The organism is Skermanella rosea (assembly GCF_016806835.2).
Classification (GTDB): Bacteria; Pseudomonadota; Alphaproteobacteria; order Azospirillales; family Azospirillaceae; genus Skermanella; species Skermanella rosea.
The window spans coordinates 5794892-5811789 of record NZ_CP086111.1; the positions used below are offsets into that span (position 1 = coordinate 5794892).

The 16898-nt window shown below is 68.2% G+C and carries 18 protein-coding genes; 4 read left to right on the plus strand and 14 right to left on the minus strand.

Annotated elements, in window-relative coordinates:
- Nucleotides 1-48 precede the first annotated feature (48 nt).
- From JL101_RS27055 to JL101_RS27085, 7 genes are all read right to left on the minus strand, one after another.
- Entirely contained in the window at nucleotides 49-975 is a 927-nt protein-coding gene (locus tag JL101_RS27055; protein WP_203098171.1) for a ParB/RepB/Spo0J family partition protein, read from the minus strand.
- A complete protein-coding gene (locus tag JL101_RS27060; protein ID WP_203098289.1) occupies nucleotides 975-1760 on the minus strand; it encodes a ParA family protein in 786 nt (261 codons plus the stop codon). Before JL101_RS27060 ends, JL101_RS27055 begins: the two co-directional genes overlap by 1 nt.
- 37 nt (nucleotides 1761-1797) lie before the next feature.
- Nucleotides 1798-2406: a 16S rRNA (guanine(527)-N(7))-methyltransferase RsmG gene (rsmG, locus tag JL101_RS27065; protein WP_203098170.1), complete on the minus strand. Its 609-nt coding sequence runs from the start codon at nucleotides 2404-2406 to the stop codon at nucleotides 1798-1800.
- Entirely contained in the window at nucleotides 2387-4252 is a 1866-nt protein-coding gene (mnmG, locus tag JL101_RS27070; RefSeq protein WP_203098169.1) for a tRNA uridine-5-carboxymethylaminomethyl(34) synthesis enzyme MnmG, read from the minus strand. Before mnmG ends, rsmG begins: the two co-directional genes overlap by 20 nt.
- Nucleotides 4253-4457: 205 nt before the next feature.
- The gene (mnmE, locus tag JL101_RS27075; protein WP_203098168.1) at nucleotides 4458-5786 is read right to left on the minus strand and encodes a tRNA uridine-5-carboxymethylaminomethyl(34) synthesis GTPase MnmE; all 1329 of its coding nucleotides are present in this window, start codon (nucleotides 5784-5786) and stop codon (nucleotides 4458-4460) included.
- Nucleotides 5787-5790: 4 nt separating this feature from the next.
- Entirely contained in the window at nucleotides 5791-6162 is a 372-nt protein-coding gene (locus tag JL101_RS27080) for a (2Fe-2S) ferredoxin domain-containing protein (protein WP_201075667.1), read from the minus strand.
- Nucleotides 6159-6410, minus strand: coding sequence for a DUF6489 family protein (locus tag JL101_RS27085; RefSeq protein ID WP_201075669.1), 252 nt, complete (start codon nucleotides 6408-6410; stop codon nucleotides 6159-6161). The genes JL101_RS27080 and JL101_RS27085 overlap by 4 nt, the downstream gene beginning before the upstream one ends.
- Before the next feature lie 165 nt (nucleotides 6411-6575).
- Here JL101_RS27085 and JL101_RS27090 point away from each other — a divergent pair, with 165 nt between their 5' ends.
- The 4 genes from JL101_RS27090 to JL101_RS27105 all read left to right on the plus strand — a co-directional run bounded on the left by JL101_RS27090 (nucleotide 6576) and on the right by JL101_RS27105 (nucleotide 10951).
- A complete protein-coding gene (locus JL101_RS27090) occupies nucleotides 6576-8612 on the plus strand; it encodes a thioredoxin domain-containing protein (protein ID WP_203098167.1) in 2037 nt (678 codons plus the stop codon).
- A gap of 4 nt (nucleotides 8613-8616) precedes the next feature.
- Nucleotides 8617-9081: a methylated-DNA--[protein]-cysteine S-methyltransferase gene (locus JL101_RS27095; protein ID WP_203098166.1), complete on the plus strand. Its 465-nt coding sequence runs from the start codon at nucleotides 8617-8619 to the stop codon at nucleotides 9079-9081.
- 138 nt (nucleotides 9082-9219) lie between these two features.
- A complete protein-coding gene (locus JL101_RS27100) occupies nucleotides 9220-9918 on the plus strand; it encodes a dienelactone hydrolase family protein (RefSeq protein WP_203098165.1) in 699 nt (232 codons plus the stop codon).
- Nucleotides 9919-9973: 55 nt separating this feature from the next.
- A complete protein-coding gene (locus tag JL101_RS27105; RefSeq protein ID WP_203098164.1) occupies nucleotides 9974-10951 on the plus strand; it encodes a quinone oxidoreductase family protein in 978 nt (325 codons plus the stop codon).
- A gap of 91 nt (nucleotides 10952-11042) precedes the next feature.
- Here JL101_RS27105 and JL101_RS27110 read toward each other — a convergent pair whose 3' ends face one another.
- The 7 genes from JL101_RS27110 to mltA all read right to left on the minus strand — a co-directional run bounded on the left by JL101_RS27110 (nucleotide 11043) and on the right by mltA (nucleotide 16856).
- Nucleotides 11043-11462 (minus strand): hypothetical protein, encoded by a 420-nt coding sequence (locus JL101_RS27110; RefSeq protein WP_203098163.1) that lies wholly within the window; start codon nucleotides 11460-11462, stop codon nucleotides 11043-11045.
- Between the two features lie 96 nt (nucleotides 11463-11558).
- Complete coding sequence (locus JL101_RS27115; protein ID WP_201075681.1) at nucleotides 11559-11909, minus strand: helix-turn-helix domain-containing protein; 351 nt, start codon at nucleotides 11907-11909, stop codon at nucleotides 11559-11561.
- Between the two features lie 3 nt (nucleotides 11910-11912).
- Nucleotides 11913-12494 carry a Smr/MutS family protein gene (locus JL101_RS27120; protein WP_203098162.1) on the minus strand — a complete coding sequence of 194 codons (582 nt, stop codon included), beginning with the start codon at nucleotides 12492-12494 and terminating at the stop codon, nucleotides 11913-11915.
- A gap of 31 nt (nucleotides 12495-12525) precedes the next feature.
- On the minus strand, nucleotides 12526-13206 hold the full coding sequence (locus JL101_RS27125) for a LutC/YkgG family protein (protein WP_203098161.1): 681 nt from the start codon (nucleotides 13204-13206) through the stop codon (nucleotides 12526-12528).
- A 3-nt stretch (nucleotides 13207-13209) separates the two neighbouring features.
- Nucleotides 13210-14667 carry a LutB/LldF family L-lactate oxidation iron-sulfur protein gene (locus JL101_RS27130; RefSeq protein ID WP_203098160.1) on the minus strand — a complete coding sequence of 486 codons (1458 nt, stop codon included), beginning with the start codon at nucleotides 14665-14667 and terminating at the stop codon, nucleotides 13210-13212.
- Nucleotides 14668-14729: 62 nt separating this feature from the next.
- Nucleotides 14730-15509 carry a (Fe-S)-binding protein gene (locus tag JL101_RS27135; protein WP_228435190.1) on the minus strand — a complete coding sequence of 260 codons (780 nt, stop codon included), beginning with the start codon at nucleotides 15507-15509 and terminating at the stop codon, nucleotides 14730-14732.
- 117 nt (nucleotides 15510-15626) lie between these two features.
- On the minus strand, nucleotides 15627-16856 hold the full coding sequence (mltA, locus tag JL101_RS27140; protein ID WP_203098159.1) for a murein transglycosylase A: 1230 nt from the start codon (nucleotides 16854-16856) through the stop codon (nucleotides 15627-15629).
- Between the last annotated feature and the right edge of the window lie 42 nt (nucleotides 16857-16898).

The window sequence follows — 16898 nt, forward strand, 5'->3', positions numbered from 1 at the left end:
GAAATGGTGGTCTGACCCCAGTTCCCCGCGGGACGCGCACCCTCCGATCTACTGCCCCGTCAGGCGCTGGATCACCTCGTCGAGCTGGTCCAGCGTCTGGTACTGGATGCTCAGCGTGCCGCCCTGTCCCTGGGCACTGATGCTGACCCGCAGCCCCAGGCGGCCGGTGATGTCCTGCTCCAGGGCCAGCGTGTCGGGATCCTTGCCGGGGCGGGAGGCGGCGGTGCCCCGCGGGGCAGGGGCGGTTCCGCCGATCGGCGCGGGCGGCGCCGGCTCCTCCCTCGGGTTCTGGGCGTCCCGGGCGAGCTGCTCGACCTGCCGGACATTCAGGCCCTTCTCCACCACCTGCTGGGCCGCCGCCACCGGATCGGGAACCGAGAGCAGGGCCCGCGCGTGGCCGGCGGTGATCGAGCCGTCCTGGACCAGCTGCTTGACCTGGAGCGGCAGGGTCAGCAGGCGTAGCATGTTGGCGATATGGCTTCGGCTCTTGCCCAGCGCCTTCGCCAGGGCGTCCTGGGTATGGCCGAACTCGTCCATCAGCCGCTTGTAGCCTTCGGCCTCTTCCAGGGCGGTCAGGTCCTGCCGCTGGATGTTCTCGATCAGCGCGATTTCCAGCGCTTCCCGGTCCGTGAACTCGCGGACGACGACCGGGACCTGATGCAGCCCGGCAAGCTGGGCCGCGCGCCAGCGGCGCTCGCCGGCGATGATCTCGTAGATCTTGGGATCGTCCGGATGCTGGCGGACCAGCAGCGGCTGGAGGATGCCGCGCTCGCGCACGGAATCCACGAGGCTCTGGATCGCTTCCTGGTCGAACCGGCGCCGCGGCTGGAACTTGCCCGGCGTCACGAACTCGATCGGCATCTGCCGTGTCTGCTTGCCCTTGTCCGGGGTCTCCACCAGATCGTCGGCGGCAGCCTCGCCGAACAGCGCGTTGAGGCCGCGGCCGAGGTTCGAGCGGCGCTTGTTCTCTTCCATCAGGCGATCAGCCTCTTCTTCTCACGCTTCAGGACTTCGCTCGCCAGGTGGATATAGGCCTGGGAGCCGGGGCAACGCAGATCGTAGATCAGCACCGGCTTGCCGTGGGAGGGAGCCTCCGAGACCTTCACGTTCCGCGGGATGACCGTGTCGTAGACCTTCTCCCCGAAGAAGCCGCGGACATCGGCGGCAACCATGTCGGACAGGTTGTTGCGCTTGTCGAACATGGTCAACACGACGCCGTGGATATCCAGGCCGGGATTGAAGGCGCGCTTGACCCGCTCGATGGTCCGGATCAGGTGGCTGAGGCCTTCGAGGGCATAGAACTCGCACTGCAGCGGCACCATGACGGCGTCGCTCGCGACCAGGGCGTTCAGCGTCAGCAGGCCGAGTGCCGGCGGGCAGTCGATCAGGACATAGTCGTAGTTCAGGGCGCTGTGGGCGAGCGCCATGCGCAGGCGGTATTCCCGCTGCTCGGCGCCGACCAGCTCGATCTCGGCGCCCGACAGGTCCTGGGACGAGGTGACGACCCAAAGGTTGGGGACGGGCGTCTCGATCGCGGCGTTCTCGACCCGCACCTCGGCGAAGATCACGTCGTAGGTGCCGACATTGCGGTTCGACCGCTCGATGCCGAGCCCGGTCGAGGCATTGCCCTGGGGATCCAGGTCCATGATCAGGACCCGTTTGCCGACGGCGGCGAGAGCGGTCGCAAGGTTGACGGTCGTCGTCGTCTTGCCGACGCCGCCCTTCTGATTGGCAACGGAGATGACGCGGGCGCGGGACATCTTGGCCTCTGGAGCGACGGTGGGAAAGCGGGTGACATCAGGCACGGGACACCTCGCTCACGCGAAGAATGCTGGCGCTGGGGTCGGTGACACTCTGTATCCGATCGACGGTGATATTCCAAGTCTTCGAAGCGATCGATACTTCATCTTCAGCCTGCTGGCCTTTCAGGAACAGGCAAATCGAGCCCGGCGCCAGAAAAGGGGCGGCGAACCCAAGCAGATCGACCAGCGGAGCCAGCGCGCGGGCGGTCACCACATCGGCGGGGAAGGGCTCGAGCTGTTCGAGTCGGACCGCATGGACGGTCGCGGTGGTACCGGTGGCACGGGCAACCTCCCGCAGGAAGGCGGCCTTGCGCTGATCGCTCTCGATCAGGTGGACCTCGGGAACTCCCAGGATCGCCAGCACCAATCCCGGGAACCCCGCGCCGCTGCCGAAATCCACGAGGGTCCGGGCACCCGGCGGGACCAGGGGATGGAGCTGGGCGGAGTCGGCGAAATGCCGGGTCCAGAGATGGGGCAGGGTCCGGGGACCGACCAGGTTGATGACCGGCTGCCATTTCCGCAGAAGGTCGGCATAGACCTGGAGGCGGTCGCGTGTTTCACGTGAAACACCGGAGAGAACGTCCTCAGGCGCTGAGGCGGGCATCGCGGCGTTTCACGTGGCGGAGAAGGGCGACGACCGCAGCCGGCGTAACACCTGGGATGCGGGCCGCCGCCCCCAGGGTCGCCGGCCGGACCTGACGCAGTTTCTGACGGATCTCGGTGGACAGGCTGCCGATCGAATCGACATCCAGGTCGTCCGGCAGCAGCAGGGACTCGTCCTTGCGGAAAGCTCGGATATCGGCCTCCTGCCTGTCCAGATAACCCGAGTAACGCGCGTCGATCTCGATCTGCTCGGCGATGTCGCCCGGCAGTTCGGAAAGCTCCGGCCAAAGCCGGGCCAGCTTGCCAAAATCCATGTCGGGATAGCGCAGCAAATCCGCCGCAGTGCGACGCACGCCGTCATGGTTGACATTGATGCCCTGGCGGGACAGCTCGTTCGGAGTCGCCTGGAGTCGGCTGACCAGGGCGCGGGCAAGCTCCAGCCCGGCCGCCTTCTCGGCGAATCGCTCCGACCGGAAGCTTCCCACGCAGCCGACCGCCATGCCCTTCGCGGTCAAGCGCTGGTCCGCATTGTCGGCCCGAAGCAGCAGCCGATACTCGGCGCGGGACGTGAACATGCGGTAGGGCTCGGTGGTGCCCCGGGTGATCAGGTCGTCTATCAGCACGCCGATATAGGCGTCTGCCCGGTCCAGCACGAAACTGTCGCCGCCGCTGCACCGAAGCGCCGCATTGATCCCGGCCATCAGCCCCTGGGCCGCGGCTTCCTCGTACCCCGTCGTGCCGTTGATCTGACCGGCCAGGAACAACCCGGGCAGGCGGCGGGTCTCCAAGGTCGGGGTCAGCTCGCGCGGATCGACATAGTCGTATTCGATCGCGTAGCCGGGGCGGATCATGACCGCGCGCTCGAGCCCCGGAATGGCCCGCAGAACGTCGAGCTGGACATCGCGGGGCAGGGAGGTCGAGATCCCGTTGGGATAGACGGTATCGTCGTCCAGCCCCTCCGGCTCCAGGAAGATCTGATGCCGTTCCTTGTCGGCGAAACGGACGATCTTGTCCTCGATCGACGGGCAGTAGCGCGGCCCGACGCCCTGGATCTGGCCGGAATACATCGGCGCGCGGTGAAGGTTGGCCCGGATCGCCTCGTGCGCGGCAGGGGTGGTCCAGGTCACGTGGCAGGGTACCTGGGGCGTCGTGATCCGGTCGGTCAAAGTCGAGAAGGGGGGAGGCGGGTCGTCGCCCGGCTGGCACTCCAGCCCCGCCCAATCGATGGTGCGACCGTCGAGGCGCGGTGGCGTCCCGGTCTTCAAGCGGCCGAGCGGGAAACCGGCGCGCGCCAGCGTCTCCGACAAGCCGAGGGCGGGAGCCTCGCCCACGCGGCCCGCCGGGATCTTCTCCTCGCCCAGATGGATCATGCCGCGCAGGAACGTTCCGGTGGTCAGGATCACGGCTCCGGCCCGAATCTCCCGACCGTTGCCCGTGACGACGCCGGCCACGGCACCGTCCGCCCCGATGATAAGGTCCTCGGCCGCGTCGCCCAGCATGTCCAGGCCGGACTGTTCCGCCAGGACGGCCTGCATGGCCTCGCGGTACAGCCTGCGGTCGGCCTGCGCGCGGGGGCCGCGGACAGCGGGACCTTTGCTCCGGTTCAGGATACGGAACTGGATGCCGGCACGGTCGATTACCCGGCCCATGACACCGTCCAGGGCGTCGATCTCGCGGACGAGATGGCCCTTGCCCAACCCGCCGATGGCCGGGTTGCACGACATCTCGCCGACGGTTTCCAGCTTGTGGGTCAGCAGCAGCGTGCGCGCACCCATCCGCGCCGACGCCGCGGCAGCCTCACAGCCTGCGTGGCCACCGCCGACCACGATCACATCATAATTCCGCATGGCGGGCACTTTATTGACTGAACGGGTTGAGGTCAAAGCCGGATTGCCGGGAAGCGGGCGTTTCGAAGCGGGAAGAATCACGGATGAACATGGATCTGACCGGCATCGGATCCGCCCAGCATGTATCCGTGCCCATCCGATCCATCCGTGTGCATCCGTGATCCCTTGAACTCCCCAGACCGGCGCGTTTCACGTGAAACAGCAGTCACTTCCCGATGCAGAAGTCCCGGAAGATCACGTCGAGCAAATCTTCCACATCCACCCGGCCGGTGATCCGTCCCAAGGCCCGGATCGCGATCCGGACATCCTCGGCAGCCAGCTCCGGCAGAGGCGCCGACAGCGCCCGCTCAAGCGACCTCACGCATTCCTCCAATGCTGACCGATGGCGGGCGCGGGTAAGGGCAGGCACACCCGGGGCCTCGAACCGCCGCGCCACTTCGGCGGTCAACTTCTCCAGCAACTTGGCCAGCCCGTCCCCCGTCACGGCGGAAACCGCCAGAGCCACCCGCCCCTCGACCGTCATTTCCGGCGGGGCGACGCGGTCGCACTTGTTCAGGACGACCAGGGCATCCTCGTCCACGACCGCCAGGGTCTGGGGGTCCAGGTCGGGCAGGGAGGTCGCGTCGAACACCGCGAGCTTCAGGTCAGCCTGCGCTGCCCGAGCCAGCGCCCGGCGGATGCCCTCGGACTCGATCTCGTCGGCGGCCTCTCGCAATCCGGCCGTGTCGGCCAGAACGACGGGATAGCCGCCCAGGTCGAGATGGACTTCCACCACGTCCCGCGTCGTGCCCGCGCGCTCCGACACGATCGCCGCTTCCCGCCGGGCCAGCGCGTTCAGCAGGCTGGACTTGCCGGCGTTCGGCGCTCCCAGGATCGCGATATGGATGCCGTCGCGCAGCCGCTCGCCGCGCCGCTTGTCGTCGAGATGGGTCCGCAGGCCGGCGATCAGGGACTCCAGGACCGGGCGCACCTGGTCGGAGACGCCTTCCGGCAGGTCCTCGTCGGGAAAGTCGATGTCGGCTTCCAGGTGGGCGAGGGCGTGGGTCAGGCGGTGGCGCCAGTCCTCGTAGAGGCGGCCCAACTCGCCTTCCATCTGGCGCAGGGCTTGGCGGCGCTGGGCGGAGGTTTCGGCATCGACCAGATCCGCAATGGCCTCGGCGGCGGTCAGGTCGAACTTGCCGTTCTCGAAACCGCGCCGGCTGAACTCCCCCGGCTCGGCGATCCGGAAGCCTTCCAGGGCGGAGAGCGCGTCGATCAGCCCGGCGACAACCGCCCGGCCGCCATGCACATGGAATTCGGCGACGTCCTCCCCGGTGAAACTGCGCGGTGCCGGGAACCAGAGCACCAGCCCGTGGTCGAGGAACTCCCCGCTGCGGGGATCGGCGAGCCGGGCGACGGCGGCGGTGCGCGGGGCGGGCAGGCGACGGCCGGTAAGGATCGTGAGCGCATCGCCGGCCCGGGGCCCGGAGACCCGGACGATGGCGACGCCCCCGCGCCCCGGCGCGGTGGCCGGGGCGAAGATGGTCGGGATCACCGGATCAGGCAGGGGCGACGGAACGGGCTTCCGGCCGGGGCTCCGTCTGGTCGGGCATCAGCATCAGCCGCTCGACCCGGCCGCCCTCGATGACGTGGGTCTGCAGGATCTCGTCGATATCCTCCTGGGACGCGAAGGTGTACCAGACGCCTTCCGGATAGATCACCAGCGCGGGACCCAGCTCGCACCGTTCCAGGCAGCCGGCCGAATTGATCCGGACCTTGGGCTCCAGCCCCAGTTCCTTGGCGCGGGCCTTCATGTAGTTTCGAAGCTTCTCCGACCCCTTCGCCGCGCAGGACCCGCGCTTGGCCCCTTCGGGACGCAGGTTCGTGCAGCAGAAGACATGGCTGCTGTAGACCAGTTCCGGATCACTCACTTCTTTCCATCCTTGCCCATGGCGTTGCTCATCTGGGTCCAGAAGATCTTCTGCATCTGCTCGAAGCCCTGAAGCCCGGCCGGCAGCCAGGTCTTCAGCATCGCTTCCGGCTCCATGGCCTGCAGGTTGGCACTCATGCGGTCCTGGATCTGTTGCATCAATGCGTCCTGCATCGGCTTCACGTCCGGCAGACCGAAGAAATGCCGTGCTTCCTCGGGGGTACAATCGATGTCGACGGTGATTTTCATGCTCGGAACCTCTCGGGGCACGTCCCCAGCCGGGGTAGCCCCACGCAGATTGGGGTTGAGCGCACTCGCCGGCGCGCTTCACTATACAGATAGGATGTGCAAGCGCAACGACAGCACCCGTTCTCTGCCGCAATGCCGCAACCCTCTCAGATAAAGGCGAGCACCATGTCCGCAAACATGCTGGGCCATGAGACCAGCCCCTACCTGCTCCAGCACAAGGACAATCCCGTGCATTGGATGCCCTGGGGAGATGAGGCCTTCGACCGGGCGCGGAAAGAGAAAAAGCCGATCCTGCTGTCGGTCGGCTACGCCGCCTGCCACTGGTGCCACGTGATGGCCCACGAGAGCTTCGAAAATCCCGAGATCGCCGGGGTGATGAACGACCTGTTCGTCAACATCAAGGTCGACCGGGAGGAACGGCCCGATCTCGACACCATCTACCAGTCCGCCCTGGCGCTGCTCGGGCAGTCCGGCGGCTGGCCGCTGACCATGTTCCTGACGCCCGAGGGGGAGCCGTTCTGGGGCGGGACCTATTTCCCCCCGGCCTCGCGCTATGGCCGGCCCGGCTTCCCGGAGGTGCTGCGCGGCGTCTCGGCGACCTACCATGAGGAACCGGACAAGGTGACGCGCAACGTCACGGCGCTGAAGGACAGCCTGGACAAGCTGGCGGAGAACCATTCCGGCGGCGCCATCCCGCCCGGCGTCTTCAACCAGGTGGCCGACCGTCTGCTCCGCGAGGTGGACCCCCTGAACGGAGGCATCGGGTCGGCGCCCAAGTTCCCCCAGACCTCCCTGTTCACCCTGCTGTGGCACGCCTGGAAGCGGACGGGCAGGGAGCCCTACAAGATCGCCGTGACCAATACCCTGGGCCACATGTGCCAGGGCGGCATCTACGACCATCTCGGCGGAGGCTTCGCGCGCTACTCCACCGACGACCGCTGGCTGGCTCCGCATTTCGAGAAGATGCTGTACGACAATGCCCAACTGATCGACCTGCTGACCCTGGTCTGGCAGGAGACGGGCGAGCCGCTGTTCAGGATCCGCGTGGCCGAGACGGTGGACTGGGTCCTGCGCGAGATGCTGGCGGAGGATGCCGGAGGCGGCCGGGTCGCCGGCTTCGCCAGCACGCTCGACGCCGACAGCGAAGGTGAGGAGGGGCGCTTCTACGTCTGGTCGGAACGGGAGATCGACGACATCCTCGGTCCCGACGCCGCGGTCTTCAAGTCGGCCTACGACGTCACCCGGCAGGGCAACTGGGAAGGCACCAACATCCTGAACCGGACCGCCAGGCCGGAACTGGGCGACGACGACCACGAGGCGAGCCTGGCCCGGATGCGGGCCATCCTGTGGCAGGCACGCGAGCGCCGCGTCCATCCCGGCTGGGACGACAAGGTGCTGGCCGACTGGAACGGGCTGATGATCGCGGCGCTTGCCCGGTCCGGTTTCGTGTTCGGCCGGCCGGACTGGATCGCGGCCGCCGCCGCGGCGTTCGACTTCGTGACCGGCACCATGGTTCGGGACGGCAGGCTTTTCCACACCTGGCGCCGCGGCCAGCTGAAGAACCCGGCCTCCCTCGACGACTACGCCAACATGGCCCGCGGGGCGCTGGCCTTGTACGAGGTGACCGGCGAGCCCCGCTATCTCGACCAGACCCGCGGCTGGGTCGAGGTGCTGGACCGGCACTACTGGGACAAGGACAACGGCGGCTATTTCTTCACCGCCGACGATGCCGAGCGGCTGATCGTGCGGACCAAGACCGCCCATGACAATGCCGTTCCCGCCGGCAACGGGACCATGGTCGGCGTGCTGGCCCGGCTGTTCAACATGACCGGGGACGACGCCTATCACCAGCGGGCGGAGGCCCTGGTCCAGGCCTTCTCCGGCGAGCTGACCCGCAACTTCTTCCCCCTTTCCACGCTGCTCAACAACACCGAACTGCTCTATACTGCGATCCAGCTGGTGGTGGTCGGGAACAGGGGAGCCGCCGACACCGAGGCCCTGCTCGCCACGGTCCGGGCGACCTCGTCGCCCTCGGTGGTCATGACCCTGCTGTCCCCGGAGACCGCTCTGCCGGAGGGGCACCCGGCGCAGGGCAAGGGCATGGTGGCCGGCAAGGCGACCGCCTATGTCTGCGCGAACATGACCTGCTCCGCCCCGATCACCGACGCGGCCGACCTCAAGATCAACCTGACGAGGAAATGACGGCATGGGACGCCTGACCATCGAAAGCCCGCTGGGACGCCTGAACCTCACCAGCCTGGACGGCGCGCTGACCGCGCTGGACTGGGACACGGGCGAGACCGCCGCCGACCGCGACGCCGTCCTGGACGAGGCGGCACGCCAGCTCCGGCAGTATTTCGATGGGCGGCGCACGGTGTTCGACCTGCCCATGCGCCCGCACGGCACGCTGTTCCAGCAGCGGGTCTGGGCGGCGATGCTGGAGATTCCGTGCGGCGGGACTGCGACCTACGGCGACCTCGCCCGCAGGCTCGACTCCGCCCCGCGCGCCATCGGCGGGGCCTGCGGCCGCAATCCCCTGCCGATCGTGATCCCCTGCCATCGGGTCGTCGGCGGGGCGGGGAAGGGGGGCTATTCCGGCTTCGGCGGGCTGACCACCAAGGACTGGCTGCTGAACCACGAAACGCTTCTGATGCACGCCCCCGTATCGTGACCTGATCCGACCTGAGTACACCGGTATCGTGACAAGGCGCCACGGCGCCTATATCGTGTCGTCGCCAGCACGGCCCGAGGTCATACCTCGGGCTGGAACCCACAATCCACGGCACAGTCCAAGAAAGAGAAGGGTGGAATGACCGACGTTACGATCAACGCGGCCGACGGCGGCACCTTTACCGGATACCTCGCCAAGCCCGCCGGGGGCACCGGACCCGGCATCGTGGTGATCCAGGAGATCTTCGGCGTCAACCAGGTGATGCGGGAGATCTGCGACGACCTGGCCTCTCAGGGCTATCTGGCCCTTTGCCCCGACCTGTTCTGGCGCCAGGAGCCCGGCATCCAGATCACCGACAAGACCGACGAGGAGTGGGCCAAGGCCTTCGAGCTCTACAAGGGCTTCAGCGAGGTGAAGGGTGTGAACGACCTGATCGCCGCCCTGGGCGTCCTGCGCGAGACCGAGGGCTGCAACGGTCTGGTCGGCACGCTGGGATACTGCCTGGGCGGCAAGCTCGCCTACCTGATGGCGACCCGGTCCAACGCCGACTGCTCGGTTTCGTACTATGGCGTCGGGATCGAGAAGAACCTCGACGAGGCGAGCGCCATCACCAAGCCCTATCTCGCGCACATCGCGGAGAAGGACCAGTTCGTTCCGCCTCCGGCCCAGCAGCAGATCCGCGACGCCCTGTCGAAGATCTCCTGCGTCACCGTCCATACATATCCCGGCTGCGACCACGCCTTCGCCCGCGTCGGCGGCGCCCACTATGACAGGCAGGCCGCCGACTTGGCGAACCAGCGGACCGCCGCCTTCCTGAAAGAGCATCTGACGGCCTGAACCGGCCCCATACGTCCAACAGCGGCACGACAAGAACGAGAGGGAGTCCGAAACCATGGTTCACGCCATCCGCTTCCACCAGGCCGGCGGGCCGGAGGTCCTGACATGGGAGGAGGTTGAGGTCGGCAATCCCGGACCCGGTCAGGTGAAGATCCGCCAGTCGGCGATCGGGCTCAACTTTATCGACACCTACCATCGCAGCGGCCTCTACCCGGTGCCCGGTCTGCCTTGCATACCCGGCATGGAAGGGGCCGGCGTCGTGGAGTCTGTCGGCGAGGGGGTCACCAGCTTCAGCCCCGGTGACCGCGTCGCCTATGCGGGCGGGCCGATCGGAGCCTATGCCGAGGTTCGCCTGATGCCGGCCGACAGGCTGGTCCCGCTGCCGAGTTGGATCGACGACAAACAGGCCGCGGCGATGATGCTCCAGGGCATGACCGCCCAGTTCCTGCTCCGCTCCTGCCACAAGGTCATGCCGGGCGAGACCATCCTGGTCCATGCCGCGGCGGGCGGCGTCGGCCTGATCCTCTGCCAGTGGGCCCGCAAGCTGGGTGCCACCGTCATCGGGACCGTCGGGTCGGACGAGAAGGCGGAACTGGCGCGGGAGAACGGCTGCACGCACCCGATCGTCTACAGCCGCGAGAACTTCGTGGAGCGGGTGAAGGAGATCACCGGCGGGGCCGGCGTGCCGGTGGTCTATGACTCGGTCGGGAAGGACACCTTCATGAACAGCCTGGACTGCCTGCATCCGCGCGGCCTGATGGTCCTGTTCGGCCAGTCGTCGGGAGCCGTGCCGCCGGTCGATCTCGGCATCCTGGCGGCCAAGGGCTCGCTCTATGTGACCCGGCCGACGCTGTTCTCCTACACGGCGAAGCGCGACGACCTGATGACCAGTGCCGCCGACCTGTTCGACGTCGTCCATAGCGGCGACGTGAAGATCGAGGTTCGCCAGACCTTCCCGCTCCGCGACGCGGCCGAAGCCCACCGGGCCCTGCACGCCCGCGCCACCAAGGGCTCGTCGCTCCTGCTGCCGTGACGTTTCACGTGAAACACGGTGATCCCGGCAATCCCCCGATCAGCGCCCCCGATCAGCGCCCCCGATCAGCGCCCCCGATCAGCGCCCCCGGTCAACGGGGTGCCGGGATCACCGCCACGCAGGTTTCCACGATCGTGCCGCAGGATTCCAGATCCCGGCCTTGGGCGTAGTCCAGGCTTTCGACGATGCCGTCCCGCATGGTGAAGGTTGCCTCGCACTGGAAGTTCTGGCGGTGGACCGTCGTCCGCGGTCGGATGAAGCGCCGTCCGCCGATCCCGAAATCGTCGAAGTCGGTCTCGACCTGCGTGAAGGTCATGCCGCGGACATAGGTCAGAAGCTCGGTGTCGCCGACCTGCCGGGTACGGTCGGGGACCCCGGCGCAGGAATAAAGCAGCTCCTTCGGCATCCCGACCAGCGCCGTATTGGCCCGGGTCGCCGCTTCGATCCTCGGATTGGCGCACCCCGCCAGCACGGCCGCCGTCAGCGCCAACATGACTATGGACCGGATCATCGCTGCCTCCCTCGTCACCCGATTCAACAGGGTGATCATGCCATTGGTGCCGGCCCGGATGCCTGACGCTTCCGGAGCAGCGCGTCGAACGGAAACTTACCGGTTCAGCACTTCCAGAAGCCGGTCGATGGTCGCCTCGTCGAGTGAGCGGATGCGCTCCGCCAGCAGGTTCGCCACCAGGGTCGCCTTGGGCGTCAGGCCGGAGGTATCGACCACGATGCGCGGGTGGCTCATCTCCGCCAAGCGCTCCAGCGCCTCCGCCTCGTCCCAGAAGATCTGGAAATAGGCGCAGATCTGCCGGACCAGCATGATCGACGGCTGGCCGCGCTTGCCATGCTCCAGGGCGGAGAGGTACGCCGACGACACTTCCAGTTCGTCGGCCATCTGCTTCAGGGTAACGCCGCGCCGGGCGCGCAGCTCGCGGATATGGGCACCGAAGGGAGTCACGGATCAACGCCGTCGTTTCAGCAGGACATAGAGCGCGCCGTCGCCGCCGTCCTTCGGCTGGGCGCGCTGGATCGCCAGCACCAGCGGGCGGAGCGGCGATTCGTTCAGCCAGCGCGGGACTACCTGGCGCAGTATGCCGGCTCCCTGGCCCCCCGATCCTTTCCCCGTGATGACCAGGACCATCCGGCGCTGCTCATGCCAGCCGCGCAGGATGAAGGAGTTGAGGGCCGCATGGGCTTGGGACTGGGTCATGCCGTGGAGATCGATGCGGCCGTCGATGCCGAGCCGCCCGCGGCGCAGCCGATCGTCGGTCCGGCGGTCGAGCCCCGGCGGCGACACGGGGTCCAGGGCGGGAAGCCGGTTGCGATGACCGGAAACCGGGAGACCGGCAGCGCGCCCCGTCGAGCCGTCGGCCACAGGCGGGCCGGCGACCTCCACCGGCAATACGCCGGCAGCCGGAGGGGGTGCCGGCGCGTCGGGCAATGCTCGGCCGGGCAGGGGATCGGTGTCGCGCATCGCCATGCGCCAGAGACTGTGCTCGTCGGACGTCACGGTACGGCGGCGGCGTGGGGGCGTTCTGTTCATCTGGTCTCCACGTCGCCCGCCGCCCGCGTCCTCAGACGCCCGCGCCGTCGATCAGCAGGATGTGGAGGCGCCTCGGGCCATGAGCGCCGAGCTGGATCGTCTGCTCGATGTCGCCGGTGCGGGACGGTCCGGTGATGAAATTGACTGTCCGGGGCATGTCCGGGCCGCGCCCCCGCAAGGCATCCCAGCCGTCCTCGTAGCTGCCGACGATCTGGTCGGTGCGCAGCACGACGATATGGGTGTCCGGCATCATGTTCAGCGTGGTCGGATGCTCGGGACCCGACAGCATCATCAGGGTGCCGGTCTCGGCGACGCCGACGAAGGCGCCGGTCACGCTGGTGAGGTCGCGGTCCGCCGCCCGGCCCTGTTCCACCGTCAGGGTCGGCCGCTTGTTCCACGGGATGCCGTCGAGCCGCGGGTCGGGGGCAACCTTCACCTCGGCCGGCAGGTTCTGGCTCGCCAGGTAATCCGCCACCGCGTGGGGAACCCGCGCCAAGTTCGGCAGGCGCTCCACCGTGGCGGCCACCTCGGTCACCATGGAGACGAACAGGTCCACCTTGTCCGATGCCGACAGGTTGGCCCGGTCCGGCACCAGGTTGCGCCGGTGCTCCTTCAGCCGGCCGTCCACGGCGGCGGCCATCTCGGGGCTGGCGCCGTCGCGCTTCAGCGAACGGCGGATGCTGGTCAGGATCTGGGTGCGCGCTTCGGACATGGCTCAGGCCGCCTTCCTGCCGGAGGCCTGGCCTTGCTGGCCCTGGCCGGCCTGGCGCTGCGCCCAGAGCTGCTGGAAGGTCTTTCCTTCGGGCGCCGGCATGTCGCGCCAGTCGGTCCACCCCCCGGCCAGCGGCAGCGAGCGGAAGCGGCCCTTGCGGCGGCCGAGCAGGCCCAGCACCCCGGTCATCATGTTGGCGCCCATGCGGTACAGCTTGGGCCGCTTGGCGAACCAGGCCCACAGGCCCAGCCCGTACCGGTAGGCCTGGGGCGCCATCTTGTTCTGGTACTCGCGCTCCCGCCAGTGCCGCATCATGCGGGGCAGGGGGATGCGCATGGGACAGACGCTCTCGCACTTGCCGCAGAAGGTCGAGGCGTTCGGCAGGTGGCCGGCCTCCTGGACGCCGATCAGGCTGGGCGTCAGCACCGACCCCATGGGTCCTGGATAGACCCAGCCATAGGCATGGCCCCCCACGGCGCCGTAGACGGGGCAGTGGTTCATGCAGGCGCCGCACCGGATGCAGCGCAGCATGTCCTGGAACTCGGTGCCCAGCATGCCGGTACGGCCGTTGTCCAGCAGCACCACGTGGAACTGCTCCGGCCCGTCCAGGTCTTCCGGCCGCCGCGGCCCGGTCGAGAAGGTCGTGTAGGAGGAGAACTCCTGGCCCGTCGCCGAGCGGGCCAGGACGCGCAGGATGGTCGAGGCATCCTCCAGCGTCGGGACGACCTTTTCCAGGCTGGCCAGCACGATATGGACCTTGGGCAGGGTCTGGGTCAGGTCGCCGTTGCCCTCGTTGGTCACGATCACCGTGGAGCCGGTCTCGGCGATCAGGAAGTTGGCCCCGGTGATGCCGACATCGGCGGCCAGGAACTTCTGGCGCAGCATCTGCCGCGCCTCGTTGACCAGCGCCCGCGGCTCCTCCAGCGAGCGCTTCGGGTCCAGGGCCGTATGGGTCTTCATGAAGGTGGCGGCCACGTCCTCCTTGTTGAGGTGGACGGCCGGCGCGATGATGTGGCTGGGCGCTTCCTTGCGGAGCTGGATGATGTACTCGCCCAGGTCGGTCTCGACCGGCTCCAGGCCGTTCTTCTCCAGGTGGTCGTTGAGCTCGATCTCCTCCGCGATCATCGACTTGCCTTTGGTCACGACCTTGGCGTCGACGGAACGGCAGATCCGGAGGATGGCGTCGCGCGCCTCGCCGGGCGTGCGGCACCAATGGACATGGCCGCCGTCGGCCGTGACCTTGTCCTCGAACCGTTCGAGATAGAGGTCGAGATGCTCGAGCACATGGTTCTTGATGTCGCGCGCCTGGTCGCGCAGCAGATCGAACTCCGGCAGGCGGCCGATCGCCCGCGTCCGCTTGTCCTGGAATCCGACCTTCATCTTGCCCAGCGCCTTCTGGAGGCGTTCGTCCGCCAGCGCGCCGTGGGCATTGTCCTTGAAGGCGTGACTCGTGCTCTGCATCTCAGGCTTTCCTCAACACTCGACCGGAATTCTCCGATCCCGGGCCAATCATATACCGCACATCAGCGGGCGCGGGTGTCGCCGATCGGCGGCGCTTCGTCGGCCATCCCGGCCAGCACTTCGGCGACGTGCCGCACCTTCACCGCGGCGCCCTCGCGCTTCAGCTTGCCCGCCATGTTCAGCAGGCAGCCCATGTCGCCGGCGAGCAGCGTGTCCGCCCCGGTCCGCTGGATGTCGGCGATCTTCTCGCCGACCATCTTGTTGGAGATCTCCGGGTACTTGATGCAGAAGGTGCCGCCGAACCCGCAACAGACCTCCGCTCCCGGCAGTTCCGCCACCGTAAGCCCCTCGACCGAGCGCAGCAGCGCGCGCGGCTGCTGCTTCACCCCCAGCTCGCGCAGCCCGGAGCAGCTGTCATGGTAGGTGATGGTGCCGTCGTAGCGGGCCTCGACCCCGTCCAGCCCCAGGACGTCCACCAGGAAGGAGACCAGCTCGTAGGTCCTGTGCTTCAGGTGGGCGGCGCGCTGGGCCCAGTCCGGCTCGTCCGCGAACAGCTCGCCGTAATGCTCCTTGATCATGCCCGCGCACGACCCGCTGGGGGCGACCACATAGTCGAAGCCTTCGAACGCCTCGATCACGCCGCGGGCGATCTCCTTGGTGTCCGCCCGGGCGCCCGAATTGTAGGCCGGCTGGCCGCAGCAGGTCTGGGACGCCGGGACTTCCACCGAGCACCCCGCGTCCTCCAGCAGCTTGACCGCCGCGAAACCCACGGTCGGCCGGAACAGGTCGACCAGGCAAGTCACAAAAAGCCCCACCCGGGGCGTCTTCATCGCGCTGTCCATTGTTTCCGTCCCTGCGGCTCCGGTCCTCCGGCCCTGGAAGTCCAGGCCGTTTCGGTATCCTGTGCCGTGTAATTAGTTGGTATTACCAGGTGAGGCAACCGCCATCGCCCCGGCGCATCAGCCGATCGGCGCCGCCGCGCGCGGGATCAGCAGATGGTAGCGCCCGGGGCTCCGCATCTTGCCGGCCCTCAGCTCGGCTTCGGGGCCATGGCCCCAGAACACGTCGCCGCGCACGACGCCCCGGATGGCGCCGCCGGTGTCCTGCGCCACCATCAGGCGGCGGACCCGCGCGCCGGCATCGAGCGGATCCTGGGCGTCGAGCCAGACCGGCACGCCGTAGGGCACGAAGGACCGGTCGACCGCAAGGCTGCGGCCCGGCGTCAGGGCGACGCCCTGGGCGCCCACCGGACCCTCGCCGGAGAGCGGCCGGAAGAAGACGAAGGAGGGGTTGCGGTTCATCAGGTCGGCGGCCTCGTCCGGGTGGGCCTCCAGCCACTCCCGGATCGACTGCATCGACACGGTCTCGCGGGTCAGGGCGCCGCGGGCGATCAGTTCCCGGCCGATCGCGACATAGGGATGTCCGTTCTGCCCGTCGTAGCCGACGCGGACGGTGCTGCCGTCCTCCATCACGACCCGGCCCGATCCCTGGATGTGCAGGAAGAAGGCATCAATGGGATCGTCGACCCAGACCATTTCCAGGCCACGGCCCTTCAGGGCGCCGTCCTCGATCTTCGCGCGGTCCTCGTAGGGGCGCAGCCGCCCGTCGACGACGCGCCCGGCGATCCGTTCTCCCTTCATGGCGTCGCGGAACTCGCCCAGGTCGACCATCACGAGGTCGGCGGGCTTGCGGTAGAGCGGCACGGAGTAGCGGCCGCCGGGCAGGGCGGAGCCGCGCAGCTCCGCCTCGTAGTAGCCGGTGAACAGGCCCTCGGGCTTGTCGTTGTCGGCCGCGGCGTAGGGCAGGAACCAGGTCTCGAAAAAGGTCCGGGCGGCGGCGTGGTCGCCGCGCGGCACCCGCGCCAGCGCCTCGCAGGGGGCGATCCAGTCGGCGATCCTGCCGGCGGCGCCCAGCTGCCGGTCATGGGGCTGGACCACCAGCTTGCCGCACGACCGGGCGAAGGCGTCGAGCGCGTCGGCCTGGCCGTCGGCCTGCCAGCCCGGCAGGTCCTCGAATCGCGCCGGGGTCAGCGTCAGCTTCGGCGGAACGACCTCCGCTTCCTTCGGCGCCTCCGGCGCGCACGCCGCCAGGAGGAACGCCAGCAGAACGGCCGGCACCGCGGCGAGCGCGGTGCCGGTCCGGCGAATCGGTCCGGCCGCACGGCCGGTCTTCATGAAACGAGAGAGCATGTACCCAATCGGACCCGTGGCCGGTCAGTTCGGTTCGGACTG